The sequence below is a fragment of the Variovorax sp. KK3 genome (assembly GCF_001984055.1).
Taxonomy (GTDB): domain Bacteria; phylum Pseudomonadota; class Gammaproteobacteria; order Burkholderiales; family Burkholderiaceae_C; genus Variovorax.
Genome location: NZ_LYVO01000105.1, coordinates 1 through 18,287, shown reverse-complemented (window position 1 = coordinate 18,287; position 18,287 = coordinate 1). Strand labels below are relative to the sequence as shown.

Genomic DNA, 18,287 nt, shown 5'->3' with positions numbered 1-18,287 from the left:
CCCCGGCGGTGGTGGTGGCGGCGGCGGCCCTGGCCGATGACTCAGCGCGGCGGCGTCTCCGCCTTCGCGCTGCGCACGCCGGCGATCTGACCGCGGACCACCTTCCAGAAATTGCGGCTGTCGTCGAGCAACCGCCACGCGTTGGAGCGGTGCGCGAGCACGCCCACTTCGGGCAGTGCATCGCGCAGGTTCTTCAAGCCGAGCAGCTTGGTGTACTTGCGAACGGTGGCCGGGCTGTGGATCAGCAGGATGACGCGCCATCCGTAGTGGCGACCGATCATGAGCATGCCGATCGCGCTTTCCAGATCGTTCAGCTCGCCCTGAAAGCCGTCGATTGCACGGTCTACCAGGGACATGATCTGTTCGTCGGTCATCGCCAAGAATGGGCTCCTGTTGGGCGCTGCATGTTAACGCGGCGCGATGGCGTCGATGTCCGCGTGGCCGGGCGTGCGCCGCGCATGCTCAAGCACCGGGCGGCCTGTCGCGCGCCGCGCGCTTGCGGCCGGTGAACATCGCGCCGACCAGGTTCTCGCGGTGGCGCCAGCTCATCGCCGCGACACCGCACAAGTGCGCGGCGACCAGTCCGACCAACGTCCACGCCGAGATGCGATGCGTCTGCTCGACCCATTCCAGGCCCCAGAAGCGATCGGTCGTGTAGAGCACGCCCGAAACGCAGACGATGGCAAGGCAGGCCAGCAGCGCCAGCACCATCCAGCCGCCCAGCGGGTTGTGGCCGAGGTAGCGATGCTCGCGACCGAGCAGCATGTCGCGCGCGTAGCCCAGCCCCGGCCCCATGCCGCGCACGAAGGTGACGAAGCGCGCATGCCGGCTGCCCACGAAACCCCAGGCGCCGCGCGTCGTCACGATGGCGAGCACCGCATAGCCGGTCGCGATGTGAAGCGACAGCCGGGCCTCGCCGGCCCACCAGCAGACGCAGACCAGGGTGACGAGCGCCCAATGCAGCACGCGCTGCAGCGGGTCCCATACACGGACCGTGCCGCCGGCTTCGCGCACCAAAGGCGTGGTGGCGTCGGGCATCGCTACTCGGGCTGCTTCACCTCGCCGACCTTGTCGAAGGTCTTGGGGTTGAAGAAGGCCTCGGTCCGCTTGCCGGTCGCATCGAAGCCGTAGACCTCGTAGCAGCCGTTGAAGTTCTTGACCTGGCGCACCTTCCAGCCTTCGCCGGTCAGCTTGCGCTGCAGTTCCATCTGCGGCTTCATCTCTTCCTTCGGAACGGCTTCGCAGCGCACGGTGTCATGGTTGACGAACTGGGCGCCGGCCGAGGCGCAGGCGGCCATGGCCAGGATCGATGCCGCGATGTGCATGGCACGCCGTGAAGATGTGGACATGTGAGGTTCCTCGATGCGGGATGCTGGTGCGCTCGCTCGGACGCTCAGACGTCGAGCCACATGCGCAGCAGGTTGTGATAAGTGCTGGTGAGCCCGATCACGCCGGAGTCGGTCTCGCCGTATTGGCTGCGCAGGTGGCGCAGGTGGTTGTCCATGTCGAAGAGCAGGCGGCGCTGCTCGTCGCTGCGGATCATGCTCTGGATCCAGAAGTAGCTGGCCACGCGCAGCCCACGCGTGACGGGCAGCACGCGGTGCACGCTGGTGCCCGGGTAGATCACCATGTCGCCGGCCGGCAGCTTGACGCGCTGCTCGCCGAAGGTGTCTTCCACCACGAGGTCGCCGCCGTCGTAGTCGGCCGGGTCGCTCAGGAACAGCGTGCACGACACGTCGGTGCGCACGCGCCCGGAGCCGTCGCGCAAGAAGCGCACGGCGCTGTCGACGTGGTTGCCGAAGCTGTTGGCGGAGCCGCCATAGCGGTTGAAGAGCGGTGGCGAGATCTGCTTGGGCAGCGCCGCCGAGAAGAAGACCTGGTGGCGCTCGAGCCCGCGCAGCAGCAGTTGCTGAAGCGCTCGGGTCTCGTCGCAGTCCTCACGCAGCTGCTCGTTGTTCTTGGCGCGCGCGGACTGCTCGCCGGCCGTCAGCCGCCCATCCTCCCAAGGTGCATTCGCGAGGATCTCGTTGGCACGAGCGACTTCCTCAGGCGACAGCACGTTGCGAAGATGGAGCAGCATGGACGGGGTTTCCTCGAAGCCTAGAAGCGCACCCCGAGCGTCGCCTGGAAGGTGCGCTGCGTGCCGGGGATCACGAAGCCCGGATAGAGCTGGTCGCCGTAGAGCTTGTTGGTCACGTTGGTGACGTTGAACTGTGCGAACACATCGGGGGTGAACTTGTATTCAACCATGATGTCCCCCACCACGTAGCCCGGCACGTAGGCGGTGGTCGACGCCGCACCGGTCGCGCCTTGCAGCGGACGGTTCTGCGTCGCACCGCGCAGGCCGCCGGCCAGCCGCAGCTTGGGCGTGGCCTGGTAGCTGATCCACACCGCGCCGCTCTGCTTGGGCGTCAGGCCCACGCGCGAGCCGATGATGTTGGCCTGCGTGCTGCCGACCTGGTCGATCTTGGCCGTGGGAATCCACGCGTACGAGCCATAGACCTCCCACTGCGGCGTGAGGCGGCCCACCACTTCGAGTTCGAGGCCCTGCGAATGGCGCTTGCCCGACAGGATGTAGCTGGTGCCCGCGAAGTCGGAGTCGGTGGTGCGCTCGTTGTACTTCTCGGTACGGAACAGCGCGGCGCGGGTCGACAGCTTGCCGTCGAGCCAGTCGAGCTTGGCGCCCAGCTCGATGTTGCGGCTCTTCTCGGCCGGCGTGTTCGCGGTCTGCTGCGTCACGTACTGGTACGTGTCGGCCGAGGCGTTGAACGAGGTGCTGTACGACAGGTGGTACGACTGCGTCGGCGAGGGCTGGTAGAGCACGCCGGCGCGGTAGCTGAAGAGCGAGTCCGACAGGTTGGTGGTCGACCTGCCGTTCGGCACCACCGCGTTCGCGTTGGCGTAGGTGGTCTGGCTGAAGTTGCCGCGGAAGCGGTCCCAGCGCAGGCCGCCCAGCAGCTTCCAGTCGGGCGCGACCTGCACCAGGTCCTGGATGTAGGCGCCGAAGTTGTGGGCCGCGTAGTCGCTGGTCTGGCGGAAGGCCGGCACCAGCGCCGTGCGCGTGTCGTCGTTGGGCAGGCCTGCCCACGTGAAGCCCTTGTAGTAGTTCGTGCCCACGCCACCGAAGGCACCGAAGCGGTCGGCCTCTTCGCGCGAGGCATCCACGCCGGTGATGATCTCGTGCTTCATGCCGCCGAGCGTGAACGTGTTGCTGTAGTCGCTCTGCAGGTAGGTGCCCTTGTACTTGTCGGCGCGCGGCGCGAGACCGTTGCGCAGCACGTAGGTCAGCGGGTTCAGCTGGGCCGCCGTGGTGGCCTGGCCCGGCGGGCAGGCGTTGTTGACCGGCGCGCGGTTGCAGAAGCTGGCGGTCGTGCCCCACTGCGAGCGCTCGAAGGTGCCGCTGCGCAGTTGCGTGCGCAGCGTGCCGCCGTCGTCGAAGGTGTGCAGCCACGAGGCGTTGCCGTAGGTGGCGCGGCCGCGCAGGTAGTCGCTGGCCGAGCCGTAGAAGTCGCCGGGGCGCAGGTTGGCGATGCTGCTTTGCGCCACGCCGTTTGCGAAGGTGCCGTTGGACAGGTAGCGCTGCCCGGGCGGCGGCACGTTGTTCACGTCGAGGTAGAAGGCGCCGATCGTGAACTCGTCGCGCGTGCCGATGCCCCAGCTGTACGACGGCGCGATGCCGCTCTTGTCGATGCGCGCGCCGCCGTTCTCTGCCTTGTTGAACATGCCGTTCAGGCGGAAGGCCGAGGTTTCGCCGATGCGCTTGTTCAGGTCGATGGTGGTTCGGCGGATGCCGCCGGTGCCGACGGTGCCGACCAGGTCGGTCTGGTCGGCGAGCAGCGGCTTCTTGGTCACCTGGTTGATCACGCCGCCGGTGGATCCACGGCCGAAGATCATCGACGCCGAGCCGCGCAGCACTTCGATGCGGTCGAGGTTGAAGGTGTCGCGGTCGTACTGCGACGGGTCGCGCATGCCGTCGATCAGCAGGTCGCCCACGGTGGCGACCGGGAAGCCGCGCAGGCGGATGTCCTGGTCGGTGCCGTTCTCGGTGGCCGCGAAGGTGATGCCGGCGGAGTAGTGCAGCGCGTCCTTCAGCGTGTCGAGGCGCGCGTCGTCGATGAGCTTCTCGGTGATGACGTTGATCGACTGCGGGATGTCGCGGATGTCCTGCGTGCCCTTGCCGATGTTCGTCTTCTTGGTCTGCATCTGGTCCTTGCCCTGGACCTCCGCTTCACCGGTGACCGTCACCGTGCCGAGCGTGCCGCCCTGCGAAGGCGACGCGGGCGGGGTCTGCGCCCAGCTGCTGACGGACGCCGCCAGCATCAACGCGCCCAGGGGAAAGGCGACGGATTCGCTTGCGCGGGGAGAACGGGGAACAGGGCGGGCAGTCGCTGCCGCGCGGCGGTTGGGTCGAGCCAATTGGGCCTCCAAGGGTTTCGCTGGCACCTGCATGGGATGCTTCGCGAGGGGTGGAAGGCTGGCTAACCACCGGAAGAACGGTGGCACTGGCTTGCCAAAAAATTGCGGCGCAAGTGTATCAAGTAGAACTTCGAATAACTACTTTTTCTGACGTTGTCTCGCAGACACCACACGCCCCGGCAGGGTTAGTCGATCAGGAGCAGTAGTACTCTGGCGTACTATTCACAGCGGTGCCTCACAGTGCACCACGACTGAAACGGGAACCGCATTGATGCTCGCTCGCCCCCCTTCGACCAAGACTGCGCCGCCCCCGCGGCGTCGCTCCTCTGCACTCGACGCCGCGCCGGCCCCGGCCACGCCGCGCACCAGGGCCGCACAGAAGCGTGCGCCGGCCTCGCTCGCCTGGAGCGCGAAGGCCGAGCCGCTGCAGCTGGTGGACGACATCCGCGCCCGGCTCCACGCGGGCGATGCGCGCCGCGTGGGGCTGCACCATGCGATCGTTCTGCTGACCCTGCGCGGCATGCCCGGCGGCGAAGCCGACGTCACGTCGATCTACAAGTCGCTGGTCGACAACGGCCATTCGATGGTGATGACCCGGCTGTACCGCACGCTCAAGGTGCTCGAAGACACCGGCATGCTCTATCGCCACTGGATGCTCCACGAAGGACGGCCACGCAGCACCTACCGGCTGATCGGCGAGGACGGCGCGGCCGACGCCGGCGAACACGTGTGCGCCCATTGCGGCGCGGCCATCGCCCGGCGATGAGCCCGGGCCGCCCGCGCGGCGGTGCAGGATCAGCCCCCGGCCCGGGGGCACAATGCGCGGCGCGGCGCTCCGGAGCCCGCACAATCCCTGCCCCATGTTCCAGGCTTTTCTGATCGTCGGCCGGGAGTCCATCGAACTCCTGCTCGTCTGCCTCGCCCTGCGCCAATGGGCCTATCACGCGGGACGACCCGCCTTGGTGCGATGGATCGCGGCCGGCGTGCCGGCCGGCTTCGTCGCCGCCGCTGCGGTGGTGGCCGCGCTGCCGCCGTCGGGCATGAACGAATGGCTGGACATCGCGCTCGACTGCGGCTTCGGACTGTCGATCGCGCTGCTGTCCTGCGGCACCATGGCCTCGATGTCGGGCATCGGCGCCCACGTCACGGCGCGCTTCGACGCCTTCTTCGCGCGCCGCGCCGCCGGCCTGCCGGTGCTCGCCTTCGTGGCCTTCAGCGCGCTGCGCGAGGTGCTCGAGGCCTTCCTGCTGCTGCGCTTCGTGGCCGTGAACAACGGCACCGAGGAAGTCGCGTGGGGCATCGCGCTGGGCCTGGTCGCCTGCGCGCTTCTTGCGGCCGCATGGCGCACGCTCGAGGCCAACCGCCGCACCCACATCGTCTTCAGGCTGACCGCCGTGCTGCTCTTCGTCCTCGGCGTGCAGATGATTCTCGAAGCGCTGGCCGAGGTGCTGATGCGCGGCGTGGCCGGCGTCGAACTCACGCAGCTGGGCCGCGCGCTGTCGCCCTATCTGGAGAACGGCGACCGTTACTGGATGCTGTGCACGGCCCTCGCGGCGATACCGCTCCTGGTCTGGGTGCGGTCGTGGTGGCGCCAGGCCGGCAGGGTCTGATCGATCAGCCGACGCCGAGCCCCATGCGCGCCAGGTAAGGCGCAGTGCGGCTCTCCTTCGCAGCCGCCACTTCGGCCGGCGTGCCGCACGCGACGATGCGCCCGCCCTCCGCGCCGGCACCCGGGCCGACGTCGATCACCCAATCGCAGCCGGCCACCACCGCCATCTCGTGCTCGACCACCACGACGGTGTTGCCGGCCTCGACCAGCCGATCGAGCTGCGCCATCAGCCGCTCGACGTCGGCCGGATGCAGGCCCGTGGTCGGCTCGTCGAGCACGTACAGCGCGTCGCCGCGCTGCGCACGCTGCAGCTCGGTCGCGAGCTTGATGCGCTGCGCCTCGCCGCCCGAGAACTCGGTCGCAGGCTGGCCCAGCCGCAGATAGCCCAGGCCGATCGCATCCAGCAGGCGCAGCGGCCGCTCGATGGCCGGGTCGTCGGCGAAGAAGACCAGCGCTTCCTCGACCGTCATCGCCAGCACCTCGGCGATGTTGCGGCCCTGCAGGCGCACTTTCAGCGTCTGCTCGTTGTAGCGGGCGCCGTGGCAGGCCGGGCACGGCGCGTACACGCTGGGCATGAAGAGCAGTTCCACGCTCACGAAGCCCTCGCCCTCGCAGGTCGGGCAGCGGCCCTTCGCGATGTTGAACGAGAAGCGGCCGGCATCGAAGCGCCGTGCGCGCGCCGCCGGCGTGGCCGCGAAGCGCTTGCGCACCGCGTCGAAGAGGCCGGTGTAGGTGGCGAGGTTCGAGCGCGGCGTGCGGCCGATCGGCTTCTGGTCGACGCGCACCAGCCGCCGCAGCGACTCGGCGCCCGATGCGATGCGCCCGCCGACCACGCCCGCCGGTCCGGCTGGTGTGCCCTCTTCCGCATCGTCGTCAGGTACCGGTTCATGACCCAGGTAGGCCGCGACCAGTTCGGTCAGCGCCTGGCTCACCAGGCTGGACTTGCCCGAGCCCGAGACGCCCGTCACGGCCGTCATCACGCCCAGCGGAAACGCGGCATCCAGCCGATGCAGGTTGTTGCGCGTCACGCCTTCGAGCCGAAGCCAACCCGCCGGCTCGCGCGGCGGGCGCATGCGCGGTGCCGCCGGCGCGAACAGATGGCGCGCGGTGTGCGACGCCGCCACCGCGCGCAGCCCCTCGGGCGGCCCGCTGTACAGCACGTGGCCGCCGCGCTCGCCGGCATCCGGGCCCACGTCGACCAGCCAATCCGCGCGGCGCATCAGGCCGAGGTCGTGCTCGACCACGAAGAGCGAATTGCCAGCTTGCTTGAGCGCATCGAGCGCCGTGTAGAGCGCCTCGCCATCCGCCGGATGCAGCCCGGCCGAGGGCTCGTCGAGCACGTACACCACGCCGAACAGGTTCGACCGGATCTGCGTGGCCAGGCGCAGCCGCTGAAGTTCGCCGGGCGAGAGCGTCGGCGTGCTGCGATCGAGAGAGAGATAGCCCAGGCCCAGCGCGATCAGCGTCTGCACGCGGCCGTGCAGGTCGTGCGCGATGCGCTGCGCCGCGATGCGCTTCTCGTCGGACAGGTTCGGCGTGCGGCGCACATCGGGCGCCGCCTCGTGCGCCGAGCCGCCTGCCGCCACCCGCCGCGCGACGGCCTGGCGCGGCGCCTGGCGGCCCAGCGCACGGCCGGGCGGCGCGGCCGCGCCCATGTCGCCGCGCTCGATCCGTGCCAGCACCTCGGCCAGCCGCGCCAGCGGCATCTGCGCGATCTCGCCGATGTCCAGGCCGGCCACGCGCACCGACAGCGCCTCGCGCTTGAGCCGCTTGCCGTGGCATTGCGGGCACAAGCTGGCGGTCATGAAGCGCGACACGCGCTGCTTCATCAGTGCACTGTGGGTGGTCGCGAAGGTGTGCAGCACGTACTTGCGCGCACCGGTAAAGGTGCCCTGGTAGCTCGGCTCCATGCGGCTGCGCAGCGCGGCGCGCGTCTCGGCCGGCGTGAAGCCGGCGTACACCGGCACGGTCGGCTGCTCCTCGGTGTAGAGGATCCAGTCGCGCGTTTTCTTGGGCAGGTCGCGCCAGGGGCGGTCGACGTCGTGGCCCAGCGTGACGAGGATGTCGCGCAGGTTCTGCCCGTGCCACGCCGGCGGCCACGCGGCGACGGCGCGCTCGCGGATGCTCAGCGAGTCGTCGGGCACCATCGATTTCTCCGTCACCTCGTAGACGTGGCCCAGTCCGTGGCAGACCGGACAGGCACCCTGCGGCGTGTTCGGCGAGAAGTCCTCGGCGTACAGCATCGCTTGGCGTGCCGGATAGACGCCAGCGCGCGAATAGAGCATGCGCAGCAGCGCCGACAGCGTGGTCACGCTGCCGACCGACGAGCGCGCACCCGGCGTGCCGCGTTGCTGCTGCAGCGCCACCGCCGGCGGCAGGCCGTCGATGGCATCGACCGCCGGCACGCCGACCTGCTCGATCAATCGCCGCGCGTAAGGCGCCACCGACTCGAAGTAGCGCCGCTGCGCCTCGGCGTACAAGGTGCCGAAGGCGAGCGACGATTTGCCCGACCCCGACACGCCGGTGAAGACCACCAGCGCATCGCGCGGCAGGTCGACGTCCACGTTCTTCAGGTTGTGCTCACGCGCGCCGCGCACGCGTACGAAGGGGTCGGCACTGCGCGGCGCCAGCGCGTCGGAATGGGCGGTCATCTGTGCATGACCTTGCCACCGTGGACCGGGCAAGGTCGTGAGAACGCAGCGCAGCCAGGCGTCGGCCTAGGGCGGGCATTGGCCGCCGCTGCCGGGCGCGAAGCCGGCGGCGCCGCTCGGGCCTACTTCAGCTTGGCATCTTCCTTCTTGGCCTCGGCCATGGCTTCGGGTTCGAGTTCTTCGGCATAGCGATTGAGCCGCACGAACACGCCCCACCCCGCCAGGATGGCCCCGACCGCGCCGAGCATCGCAGCCGCATAGAGCAGCAGCATGGGGTTCTCGCGCGCCTTGAAGGTGGCGACGAGGGCTTCGACCGCCACCGCAACCACGATGACCACCATGAAGCGGGAAAGGAAGCGCCGTACGCGGGTGGGCGCGCTGATGTGCGCCTCACGGATGACTTCCTCTTCGGTGATGGTCTGAGAGATCTGCACTGCGACGACTGCCGCGGCGAGCAGACCCATCGCCTCGATGATGGCTTCGGCGGCACTGGCATCCAGGTCGTTCGCGAAAGCCGACCATGCCAAGCGGGCCGCGATGACGACGAGCATCAGCGCCGCCACGCCGAAGAATGCAGCCATGACGGCATGCATGAGCGAATAGAGCCCGCGGATCAATTTCATGGGCCGATGGTACGAGCGCGCTTCCTTGTCCGGGCACGAGTGACCCGAGATATCGCTTGCGGCCTATAGACAGCCCAGACGCCAAGTACTAACTTAAAAGTAGTACTAATGGTTCTAAAATTAGGGGGTGGGCGGCATGGAATCGACCGACGAGGCAGAGCTGGAACGGCTGCGCCTGGCGCTGCACAGCAGCCATGGCGCGGCGGCTGCGTGGCGGGAGCAGCTGATCGAAGCGCTGGGCGACCACATGTGCGGCAGCGGCCGCGGGCCGACGCCGGAAGACATTCGCGGCCTGCTGTGCCTGGAAGAGGCGGAGCAGATGGCGCTCGAACGTTACGCGCGCTTCCTGCTGCAGGTGGCGCGCAAGGCCAACCTCCCCGGAACGTCCTGAAACGGCAACGCAGGCCTCGGCGCTACGGCTCCACCCGCAGCATGCCGCCGAGCACGCGGTGCTTCGACTGCTCGATGTGCGACATCATCTGCTGCAGCGCGCTTTCGTGGTCGTGTTCGGCCAGCGCTCTCAGGAAGTCCAGGTGCTCGCGCATGGCCGGCACCACCTGCACCGGCCGCATCGAATCCGCGTCGTAGCGGATCAACCGCACGTGCAGGCTGTTGACGCGGTAGATCTCGGACAGGATCTCGTTGCCGATCGAGTCGACCATCAGGTCGTGCAGGCCCCAGTCGACGGCTTGCGAGTCCTTTTCCAGGGTCGGGTCGGGCGTGGGCTGCAGCGCACGTTCGAGGATGGCCTCGTGGTCGGCGATCAGGCGGGCGATGGTCTGGGCGCTCGCGGTGCGCGCGAAATGGATCACCGCTTCGCGCTCCACCATCGCGCGCACCTGCCAGGCGTTGCGGATCAGCTTCATGTCGACCGTGGCGATCTGCAGTCCCCGCTTGGGCACGGCCGTGATGAGCCCGGCCGCCTCCAGCCGGGGCACGAGTTCGCGCACGGCGGCCAGCGGCATTTCGAGCAGCTGCATCAGCTCGCGCTGCGACACGAACTGCCCCGGACGGATTCGCGCATCGATGATCTGCTGCCGGAAGCCCTGGTAGGCCCGGTTTCGCTGGGTGACCGGCTCTGGCTCCGCCGACGGGCGCGCCGGCGGTCTTTGCAGCTCGGCGGCTGCGACGGCTGAAGTGGTCATGGGGCCCGATGGTACGGGCGAAACTCCCTGCACGAGATACCTGATGAACGAACTAGGGTTATCAATGAGCTTCATCTGACATGTCAGTTGGTTTATAGTTCGGTGCCAGCGTCGCAACGCCCTGATCGGAGATCCGATCGGCCACCACCGCGACGCTGAAACACACATCCCCTCCCGCCCCGCCTTCGCCATCCCTCATCCCTTCTTTTGGAGCATTCCATGGGTCTCGAACTTTCCGGCGTCATTCCGCCGCTCGTCACGCCTTTCACCGCCGCCGGCGACATCGACGAAGCCGCCTTCCGCAAGGTGATCCGCTTCAACCTCGACAAGAAGGTGCACGGCGTGTGTCCCGGCGGCAGCAGCGGCGAAGGCCACACGCTGACCATCGACGAGTTCAAGCGCCTCATGGAAATCACGGCCGAGGAAGTGGCCGGCGCCGTGCCGATCGTGGCCGGCATCATCTCCAACAGCACCCGCGACGCGATCAACCGCGCCAAGGCCATCGCGCACCTGCCGGTCGCCGCGCTGCAGGTCACGCCGGTGCATTACCTGTTCAAGCCCGACGAAGACGCCACCTACCGCCACTTCAAGGCGCTGACCGAGGCCGTCGACATCCCCGTGATCATCTACAACGTGGTGCCCTGGAACTACCTGAACCCGGCCCAGATGATCCGCCTGATGAAGGAGCTGCCTGGCGTGCAGGGCATCAAGCAGAGCCAGGGCGACCTGAAGCTGATGGCCGACCTCGTGCTCGGCGTGCCCGAAGGCTGCAAGGTGTTCTCGGCGGTCGATGCGCTGCTGTATTCGTCCTTCGCGCTCGGCGCCCAAGGCACCATCGCCGCCACGCCGGCGGCCATTCCCGGCGTGTGCGTGAACCTCTGGAACACGGTGCAGGCCGGCGACCACGTGAAGGCGCTGGAGATGCACAAGTCGATGCTGGCCTTCTGGAACGCGATCGTCGCCGACAACCTGCCGGCCAACCTGAAGACCTCGATCACGCTGCAAGGCTGCGACGCCGGCCTGCCGCGCGCACCGATGCCGCCGACCAGCGACGCCCAGCTGGCCAAGATCCGCGCCGCGCTCGACGACGTGCTGCGCTGGGAAGCCTGAGGCTCATTTTTTTCCAAGCAACGTTCAAGCAACGGAGACACGAACCCATGGACATCCAACGTCGCAAACTCATCCAGCTCGGCGCACTCGGCGCCGCTGGCAGCCTCGTCGGCGCCAGCGCCTGGGCGCAGGGCTACCCGAACAAGCCGGTCACGCTGGTCGTGCCCTTCGCACCGGGCGGCAACACCGACATCGTGGCGCGCACCGTGGCCGTGGCACTGGGCAAGGTGCTCGGCCAATCGGTCATCGTCGACAACAAGGCCGGTGCCGGCGGCTCCATCGGCGCGATGCAGGTCGCCCGTGCGCAGGCCGACGGCTACACCCTGCTGCTGTGCGGCGCGGGCGTGATCGTCACCGTGCCCGAAATGGTCAAGACCAGCTACAGCCGCCAGAGCTTCGCGCCCATCGGCCTGGTCAACAAGGCCTCGATGGTGCTGCTGTCGCGCAAGAACGAGACCCGCTTCAAGAACTTCAAGGAGCTCGCCGCCTACGCGCGCTCGGGCGACGGCAAGCTCATCGCCGGCCATTCGGGCCCCGGCACGCCCAACCACCTGGCGCTGCTGCAGCTCGAAAGCCTGCTCAAGGCCAAGTTCACGGTGGTCAGCTACAAGGGCTCGGGCCCGGCGCTGGTCGACCTGATCGGCGGCCAGATCGACGTGCACTTCGACCAGGTCACCAGCTCGCTGCAGCACGTGAAGTCGGGCGCACTGCAGGCGCTCGCCGTGCTCGGCCCGACGCAGGACCCGTCGCTGCCCGGCGTGCAGACGGTGGCCGAACTCGGCTTCGGCGAACTCGACGGCACCACCTACGTCGGCGTGCTCGGCCCGGCCGGCATGCCCAAGGACCTGCAGGACAAGCTGGCCGCCGCGCTCGCCCAGGCCGTGAAGGACCCGGCCACGGTCAACAGCGCACGTGAACTCGGCAGCGTCGCTTTCTCGGGCACGCCGCAGGAGTTCCAGAAGATCCTGGACGCCGAATACGCGCTGGCCACCCAGGCCACCAAGGACGGCCGGCTGAAGGTGGACTGAGCCCGTGAAGAAGATCCTCAACGCCCCCGACGCCTACGTCGACGAGACGCTCGAGGGCCTGTGCCTGGCCCACCCCGAGCTGCAGCGCCGCGGCGAAGGCGGCCGCGTGGTGGTGCGCAGCGCGGGTGCGGTGGCCGGCAAGGTCGGCATCGCGACCGGCGGCGGCTCGGGCCACCTGCCGGTGTTCCTGGGCTACGTCGGCGAGGGCCTGCTCGACAGCTGCGCGGTCGGCAACGTGTTCGCCGGCCCGCGCATGGACGATTGCATCGACGCCATGCGCGCGGCCGACGGCGGCGCCGGCGTGCTGCAGCTGTACGGCAACTACGGCGGCGACCGCATGAACTTCGACATGGCGGCAGAGATGCTCGAACTCGAGGGCATGGAAGTCGCCTCGGTGCGCGTGACCGACGACGTGGCCAGCGCGCCGGCCGCGCAGGCCGACAAGCGCCGCGGCGTGGCCGGCCTCGTGCTGGTCTACAAGGTGACGGGTGCCAAGGCCGCGACGCGCGCGCCGCTGGCGGACGTGGCCGCGCTCGCGCGCAAGGCCAACGCCGCCTGCCGCTCGATCGGCGTGGCGCTCACGCCTTGCGTGGTGCCCGAATCGGGCAAGGCCTCGTTCGCCATCGGCGACGACGAGATCGAGTTCGGCATGGGCATCCATGGCGAGCCCGGCATCTGGCGCGGCCCGCTCAAGCCCGCCGACGCGCTCACCGACGAGATGCTGTCGCACCTGCTGCCGGAGCTGGACCTCGCCCGCGGCGACCGCGTCGCCGTGCTGGTCAACAGCCTGGGCGCCACGCCGGCGGAAGAGCTGTACATCGTCTACCGCCGCGTGGCCGCGGTGCTGGCCGAGCGCGGTGTCACGGTCGTGCGCCCGCTGGTCGGCCGCTACGCCACGTCGATGGAAATGACCGGCGCCTCGCTGAGCGTGATGAAGCTCGACGCCGAGCTCGAGGCACTGTGGAACGCACCGGCCGACTGCCCGTTCTGGAGGGTCGGCTGATGCTCGACGCCGCACGACTGGCCGGCGCCCTGCCCCGCTGGTGCGCCGGCGTGCACGCCGCTGCACCCGAGCTCAACGAACTCGACGGCCGTCTCGGCGACGCCGACCTGGGCGTCACGCTCGACAAGTGCGCCACACTGGTCGAAGCCGCCCTGCCCGAGCTGCCGCAGAACCTCGAAGGCATCTTCAAGCGCTGCGCCCAAGCCACGGCCAAGGCCTCGGGCTCGAGTTTCGGCACGCTGCTCACGGTGGCGCTGATGACCAGCGCCAAGCGCTGTGCGGGCGTCGAATCGCTGGACCGCGCGGGGCTGGCTGCCTTGCTGGCGGAGGTCGTGTCGTCGCTGTCTTCGCGCGGCGGCGCCAGCCTGGGCGACAAGACCGTGCTCGACGGGCTGAACGCCATCGCGACCGCGCTGGCCGCCGCATCCGACGATGCCGACGTGCGCCGCGTGGCCAGCGATGCATCGCGCGCCGCACTCGACGACTTCCGCGGCAAGCCCAACCGCATCGGCCGCGCACGCATGTTCGCCGACAAGACCATCGGCATGGACGACCCGGGCATGGTCGCCTTGCAGCGGATGGTCGACAGCCTCTAGCCTCTGATCGGCGTTCGTACGCCGGACGATCCTCAGGTCGACGACACGTCGAGCTGGCGGTCGTTCGGCGGAATGAAGGACTCGAGAAAGTAGAGCGGATTGCGCCCGGCCATGGCCGCGCTCTCCAGCAGCATGCCCCGCGTGCCGGTCTTCACACCGGCCGCGGCGGCCGCCTCTTCCGGAAACTTCACGAAGGACACGCGCTGGCGCACCTCGGTGACCGGCATGCGCACGTGGCTGCCGATCATCTGCTTGAGGTTGGCGCCGTCCAGCTCCGCCACGGGCGCCGATGCGATCTCGGGAAAGGTCACCGCGTTGAAGTAGAAGCGGTTGAACAGGTCGAACTCGCCGTTTACGCTGATGCGCCGGCTCACGCGCACGATGTCGTCGCCCGTCTGGCGCAGCCACTCCGACCAGGGCCCTCGCTCGTCGATGCGCTTGCGCGACAGCAGCTTCGGGAACAGCGGCAGAAAAGCCGGCTCGCCCTCGCGCCCCAGAAAACGCAGGTGCAGCGGTTCGTCGATGGCGCCGCGGCCTTCCGACACGTAGGTGCCGCTGCCCTGGCTTCGCACCAGCAGGCCGGTGTCGGCCAGTTCGCGCAGCGCCCGCTGCACCGTGCCGAGGCTGAAGCTCGTCATGCGCGCCAGTTCGCGCTCGGGCGGCAGCTGGCTGCCCGGCTTCCAGTGCCCGCCGCGGATCGCGGCCGTGAGCGTTTCGCGCAGCTGCGCGTACTTGGTCACGCCCGACATGTCGGGCGGTGCGTACCTCTGCAGCGTGTCGGTGGAAGCAAGACTCTCTGATTCGTTCATGGGGCGGCCCGGGGGTCGGCTCCGATCGTACCTGAGCCTCATTGATTTGACTAATGCTATATAGCACTGTAGTATTGGTCCATTGCATCAAAACGGCAGGCAAGAACGAAGCCGCAAGAAAAGTCCGCCGGCACCGCCTTTCGCAAATCCAAGGAGACATCGACCATGAACACCAAGCCCCTGCTCGCCCTCGCCCTGGCGGCCGCCGCCGCGCTGGCGGCACCCCTCGCCCAGGCCGAGACCTGGCCCACCAAGCCGGTGAAGATCCTGTTCGGCTTTCCGGCCGGCAGCGCCACCGACGTGATCGCCCGCACGGTCGGCCAGAAGCTGTCGGACAAGTGGGGCCAGCCGGTCGTCATCGAAAACCGGCCCGGTGCCGGCGGCAACCTGGGCAGCGAGCTGGCGGCGCGTGCGCCGGCCGACGGCTACACCATCTTCTTCGGCACCGTCGCCAACGCGATCAGCGTGTCGCTCTACAGCAAGCTCAACTACGACTACCTGAAGGACTTCACGCCCATCACGCTGGTCGCGACCACGCCGCTTGTGCTGGTGGCCAACCCCGACGTGCCGGTGAAGAGCGTGCGCGAGGTCATCGCCTATGCCAAGGCCAACCCGGGCAAACTCAATTTCGGCTCGGGCGGCGTCGGCACCTCCAACCACCTGGCCGGCGAGATGTTCAAGATCGCCACCGGAACCGACCTCGTGCACGTGCCCTACAAGGGCACGCCCGCCGCCTACAACGACATGTTCGGCGGCCAGGTCGCGCTGATGTGGGACAACATCGTCGCCGTCACCAACCACGTCAAGAACGGCAAGCTCAAGGCCATCGCCGTCACCAGCCTGCAGCGCGCCGATTCGCTGCCCGAGGTGCCGACCACCGCCGAATCCGGCCTGCCCGGCTTCGAGGCCGTGTCGTGGATCGGCGCCCTGGTGCCCACCGGCACGCCGCAGCCCGTGGTCGACAAGATCTACACCGACCTGGTCGCCGTGCTGCGCATGCCCGACGTGAAGGAAAAGCTGGCCGCCTCCGGCGCGGTGGTGGTCGGCAACACGGCCGAACAGTTCGCCACCTGGAACCGCAACGAGATCGCGAAGTGGTCGAAGGCGGTCAAGGACTCGGGCGCCAAGGCCGAGTGACGGACGCACACGACGCCCACCACGCAAGCAACACAACCCCCATGACATTCCCACAGAGCAACGTTGAAGGACACACAGTGAGCAAGCGCACCATTCATGAACCCGCACGCGACATCCCCGTGCTGATGGAAGCCGACGTCGTCGTGGTCGGCGGCGGCACCACCGGCCCCGTGGCCGCGATCGCCGCTGCCCGCCGCGGCAAGAAGGTGGTGCTGATCGAGCGCTTCGGCTCGCTCGGCGGCATCCTCACGCTCGGCCTTAACACCAAGCCCTCGGGCGCGCTGGTCGGCGGGCTGCCGCTCGAGATCTGGAACCTCGCGCGCTCCGTCGGCGGCGCCGGCGACGATTACATGGCCACCACCAAGACGGGCGGCGTGAAGATCGCCTCGCCCACCGACCCCGAGATCATGAAGATGCTGCTGACGCGCCTGTGCGTCGAGGCCGGCGTGCAGATCCTGTTCGAGACCTTCGTCTCGGCGCCTTACCTCGAAGACGGCGTGGTCAAGGGCGTCATCACCGAAAGCAAGAGCGGCCGCCAGTTCGTGGGCGCCACGGTGCTGATCGACTGCTCGGCCGATGCCGACATGGCCGCCAAGGCCGGCGCGCCCTTCGTCATGGGCTCGGGCGGGCACGAAAGCGAAGCCAAGATGCAGCCGGTGTCGATGTACTTCATCATGAAGAACGTCGACCTGAAGCGCCTGGCCGACTGGGCCCAGACCTGCGAAGACATTCCGGCGCGCGCCATTCCGGCCACCGTGGAGGGCCTGGACTACGGCCTGTGGCTCACCGGCTTCAACGGCATGCTGCGCCGCTTCCAGGAAGAGACCGGCGTCAAGCTGCAGCGCGACAACATCACGTTGAAGACGGCCGACGGCCAGATGTACATCAACGCCACGCGCGTGCTGGGTGTGGACGTGTTCTCACCCAAGCAGTTCACCGACGCCATCCTCGAGTGCTACCGCCAGATCGAAGGCGTGTGCCGCTTCCTCAAGGAGCGCGTGCCGGGCTTCGAGCAGGCACGGCTGGGCCAGGTGTCGCCCATCCTCGGCGTGCGCGAGACGCGGCACATCCTGGGCGAATACACGCTGACGGGCCCCGACTCGCGCGGCGAGACCCACTTCGACGACAGCATTGCCGCCGACTCCTCCGCGCTCGACATCCACGACCCCAAGGGCGGCGACGTCGACTTCCAGAGCATGCCGCCGTACGAGATCCCCTACCGCACGCTGCTGCCGCGCGGCATCGAGCAGATCCTCGTGGCCGGGCGCTGCATCTCGGCCGACCACGAAGCCCATGCGCGCTCGCGCAACATGCCGGCCTGCATGGCCACCGGCCAAGCCGCGGGGCTCGCGGCCGCGATCGCGGTGGAAGAAGGCGTGGCGGTGCGCCAAGTGCCCATCGCGAAGGTGCAGGCTGCCCTGCGCGAACTGGGCATGCCGCTGCGTGCGGACGAAGTGAAGCTCTGAGCGCCGTCCACGCACGCCGCCTCCCTGCCGCTGGGTAGAGCTTTCAGCCTATCCACGCGGCAGCCCGGGAGGGCTAGCATCTGCCGCTGCGAAGTGAGCCGGCACCTCCGGCTCTCTCGCGCTTCAGCGGGAAGGAGGCGTGCATGCGGACACCTTCGCGTTTTGCCTTGCGCCCGGTCGCCCTGGCGCTGGCGTGCATGGGCATGGCGGCACCTGCGTTCGCGCAGCTGCCGACGTGGAACAACTTTGCCGTGCGTGGCGGCAGCGCCACGGTCGGCAGCGGCCTCAACCATTTGCCGCTGACTGCGGCTGGCGTGCCATCGGCCACGGGCACCATCCTGCCGATCACCCAAGGCTCGCAGCGCGCCATCATCGACTGGCAGGGCTTTTCGATCGGGCCCGGCAATGCGGTCAACATCTCGCAGCCCGGTGCCACCAGCGTGCTGCTCAACCGCGTCACCGGCAACGAACTCTCCACCATCGCCGGCTCGATGACGGCCAACGGGCGCGTGTTCCTGGTCAATCCGAACGGCGTGCTGTTCTCCAACGGCGCCAGCGTCAACGTGGGCGGCCTGGTCGCCTCGTCGCTCAAGATGGCCACCACCGATGCCGACTTCATGGGCGGCAGCGAGCGCCTCGTGTTCCGGCAGGACGGCAGCACGGCCGGCACCGTGGAGAACCGCGGGAGCATCAC

General features: G+C 68.6%; 19 protein-coding genes. 10 read left to right on the top strand and 9 right to left on the bottom strand.

Annotation, left to right across the window (positions count from 1 at the left end; all coding sequences use genetic code 11):
• Positions 1-41: 41 nt before the first annotated feature.
• The 5 genes from B0W80_RS30970 to B0W80_RS30950 form a co-directional block, all read right to left on the bottom strand.
• Complete coding sequence (locus B0W80_RS30970) at positions 42-374, bottom strand: hypothetical protein (RefSeq protein WP_077002993.1); 333 nt, start codon at positions 372-374, stop codon at positions 42-44.
• Positions 375-462: 88 nt separating this feature from the next.
• Positions 463-1,038 carry a cytochrome b/b6 domain-containing protein gene (locus B0W80_RS30965; RefSeq protein WP_077002992.1) on the bottom strand — a complete coding sequence of 192 codons (576 nt, stop codon included), beginning with the start codon at positions 1,036-1,038 and terminating at the stop codon, positions 463-465.
• Positions 1,039-1,040: 2 nt separating this feature from the next.
• Entirely contained in the window at positions 1,041-1,349 is a 309-nt protein-coding gene (locus tag B0W80_RS30960; protein WP_077002991.1) for a PepSY domain-containing protein, read from the bottom strand.
• A gap of 44 nt (positions 1,350-1,393) precedes the next feature.
• Positions 1,394-2,080 (bottom strand): Fe2+-dependent dioxygenase, encoded by a 687-nt coding sequence (locus B0W80_RS30955; RefSeq protein WP_077002990.1) that lies wholly within the window; start codon positions 2,078-2,080, stop codon positions 1,394-1,396.
• Positions 2,081-2,100: 20 nt separating this feature from the next.
• A complete protein-coding gene (locus B0W80_RS30950) occupies positions 2,101-4,320 on the bottom strand; it encodes a TonB-dependent siderophore receptor (protein WP_077002989.1) in 2,220 nt (739 codons plus the stop codon).
• Between the two features lie 367 nt (positions 4,321-4,687).
• On the opposite strand from B0W80_RS30950, the gene B0W80_RS30945 reads away from it, so the two are divergent.
• Positions 4,688-5,182, top strand: a complete 495-nt coding sequence (locus tag B0W80_RS30945; RefSeq protein ID WP_077002988.1) for a helix-turn-helix transcriptional regulator — start codon at positions 4,688-4,690, stop codon at positions 5,180-5,182.
• Positions 5,183-5,276: 94 nt separating this feature from the next.
• Positions 5,277-6,026 carry a hypothetical protein gene (locus B0W80_RS30940; RefSeq protein WP_077002987.1) on the top strand — a complete coding sequence of 250 codons (750 nt, stop codon included), beginning with the start codon at positions 5,277-5,279 and terminating at the stop codon, positions 6,024-6,026.
• A 4-nt stretch (positions 6,027-6,030) separates the two neighbouring features.
• Here the strand turns inward: B0W80_RS30940 and B0W80_RS30935 are convergent, their stop codons facing one another.
• A complete protein-coding gene (locus tag B0W80_RS30935; RefSeq protein ID WP_077002986.1) occupies positions 6,031-8,676 on the bottom strand; it encodes an excinuclease ABC subunit UvrA in 2,646 nt (881 codons plus the stop codon).
• A gap of 122 nt (positions 8,677-8,798) precedes the next feature.
• Positions 8,799-9,299, bottom strand: a complete 501-nt coding sequence (locus B0W80_RS30930) for a hypothetical protein (RefSeq protein ID WP_077002985.1) — start codon at positions 9,297-9,299, stop codon at positions 8,799-8,801.
• Positions 9,300-9,435: 136 nt separating this feature from the next.
• Between B0W80_RS30930 and B0W80_RS30925 the strand changes: the two genes are divergently transcribed.
• A complete protein-coding gene (locus B0W80_RS30925; RefSeq protein WP_143684857.1) occupies positions 9,436-9,690 on the top strand; it encodes a hypothetical protein in 255 nt (84 codons plus the stop codon).
• A gap of 22 nt (positions 9,691-9,712) precedes the next feature.
• Here the strand turns inward: B0W80_RS30925 and B0W80_RS30920 are convergent, their stop codons facing one another.
• The gene (locus B0W80_RS30920; protein ID WP_083745745.1) at positions 9,713-10,444 is read right to left on the bottom strand and encodes a GntR family transcriptional regulator; all 732 of its coding nucleotides are present in this window, start codon (positions 10,442-10,444) and stop codon (positions 9,713-9,715) included.
• Positions 10,445-10,663: 219 nt separating this feature from the next.
• Here B0W80_RS30920 and B0W80_RS30915 point away from each other — a divergent pair, with 219 nt between their 5' ends.
• The 4 genes from B0W80_RS30915 to B0W80_RS30900 are packed head-to-tail and all read left to right on the top strand — an operon-like array spanning position 10,664 to position 14,181.
• A complete protein-coding gene (locus B0W80_RS30915; protein WP_077002983.1) occupies positions 10,664-11,554 on the top strand; it encodes a dihydrodipicolinate synthase family protein in 891 nt (296 codons plus the stop codon).
• Between the two features lie 47 nt (positions 11,555-11,601).
• Positions 11,602-12,582, top strand: a complete 981-nt coding sequence (locus tag B0W80_RS30910) for a tripartite tricarboxylate transporter substrate binding protein (RefSeq protein ID WP_077002982.1) — start codon at positions 11,602-11,604, stop codon at positions 12,580-12,582.
• Between the two features lie 4 nt (positions 12,583-12,586).
• The gene (locus B0W80_RS30905) at positions 12,587-13,585 is read left to right on the top strand and encodes a dihydroxyacetone kinase subunit DhaK (RefSeq protein WP_077002981.1); all 999 of its coding nucleotides are present in this window, start codon (positions 12,587-12,589) and stop codon (positions 13,583-13,585) included.
• On the top strand, positions 13,585-14,181 hold the full coding sequence (locus tag B0W80_RS30900; protein ID WP_077002980.1) for a DAK2 domain-containing protein: 597 nt from the start codon (positions 13,585-13,587) through the stop codon (positions 14,179-14,181). The genes B0W80_RS30905 and B0W80_RS30900 overlap by 1 nt, the downstream gene beginning before the upstream one ends.
• A gap of 32 nt (positions 14,182-14,213) precedes the next feature.
• On the opposite strand, the gene B0W80_RS30895 is transcribed toward B0W80_RS30900, so the two are convergent.
• Positions 14,214-14,990: a GntR family transcriptional regulator gene (locus tag B0W80_RS30895; protein ID WP_077002979.1), complete on the bottom strand. Its 777-nt coding sequence runs from the start codon at positions 14,988-14,990 to the stop codon at positions 14,214-14,216.
• A 165-nt stretch (positions 14,991-15,155) separates the two neighbouring features.
• Here B0W80_RS30895 and B0W80_RS30890 point away from each other — a divergent pair, with 165 nt between their 5' ends.
• From B0W80_RS30890 to B0W80_RS30880, 3 genes are all read left to right on the top strand, one after another.
• A complete protein-coding gene (locus B0W80_RS30890) occupies positions 15,156-16,127 on the top strand; it encodes a tripartite tricarboxylate transporter substrate binding protein (RefSeq protein WP_077002978.1) in 972 nt (323 codons plus the stop codon).
• Between the two features lie 77 nt (positions 16,128-16,204).
• Positions 16,205-17,593, top strand: a complete 1,389-nt coding sequence (locus B0W80_RS30885; RefSeq protein ID WP_306171884.1) for an FAD-dependent oxidoreductase — start codon at positions 16,205-16,207, stop codon at positions 17,591-17,593.
• Positions 17,594-17,736: 143 nt separating this feature from the next.
• A partial coding sequence (locus B0W80_RS30880; protein WP_143684856.1) for a filamentous hemagglutinin N-terminal domain-containing protein occupies positions 17,737-18,287 on the top strand: 551 nt, incomplete at its 3' end.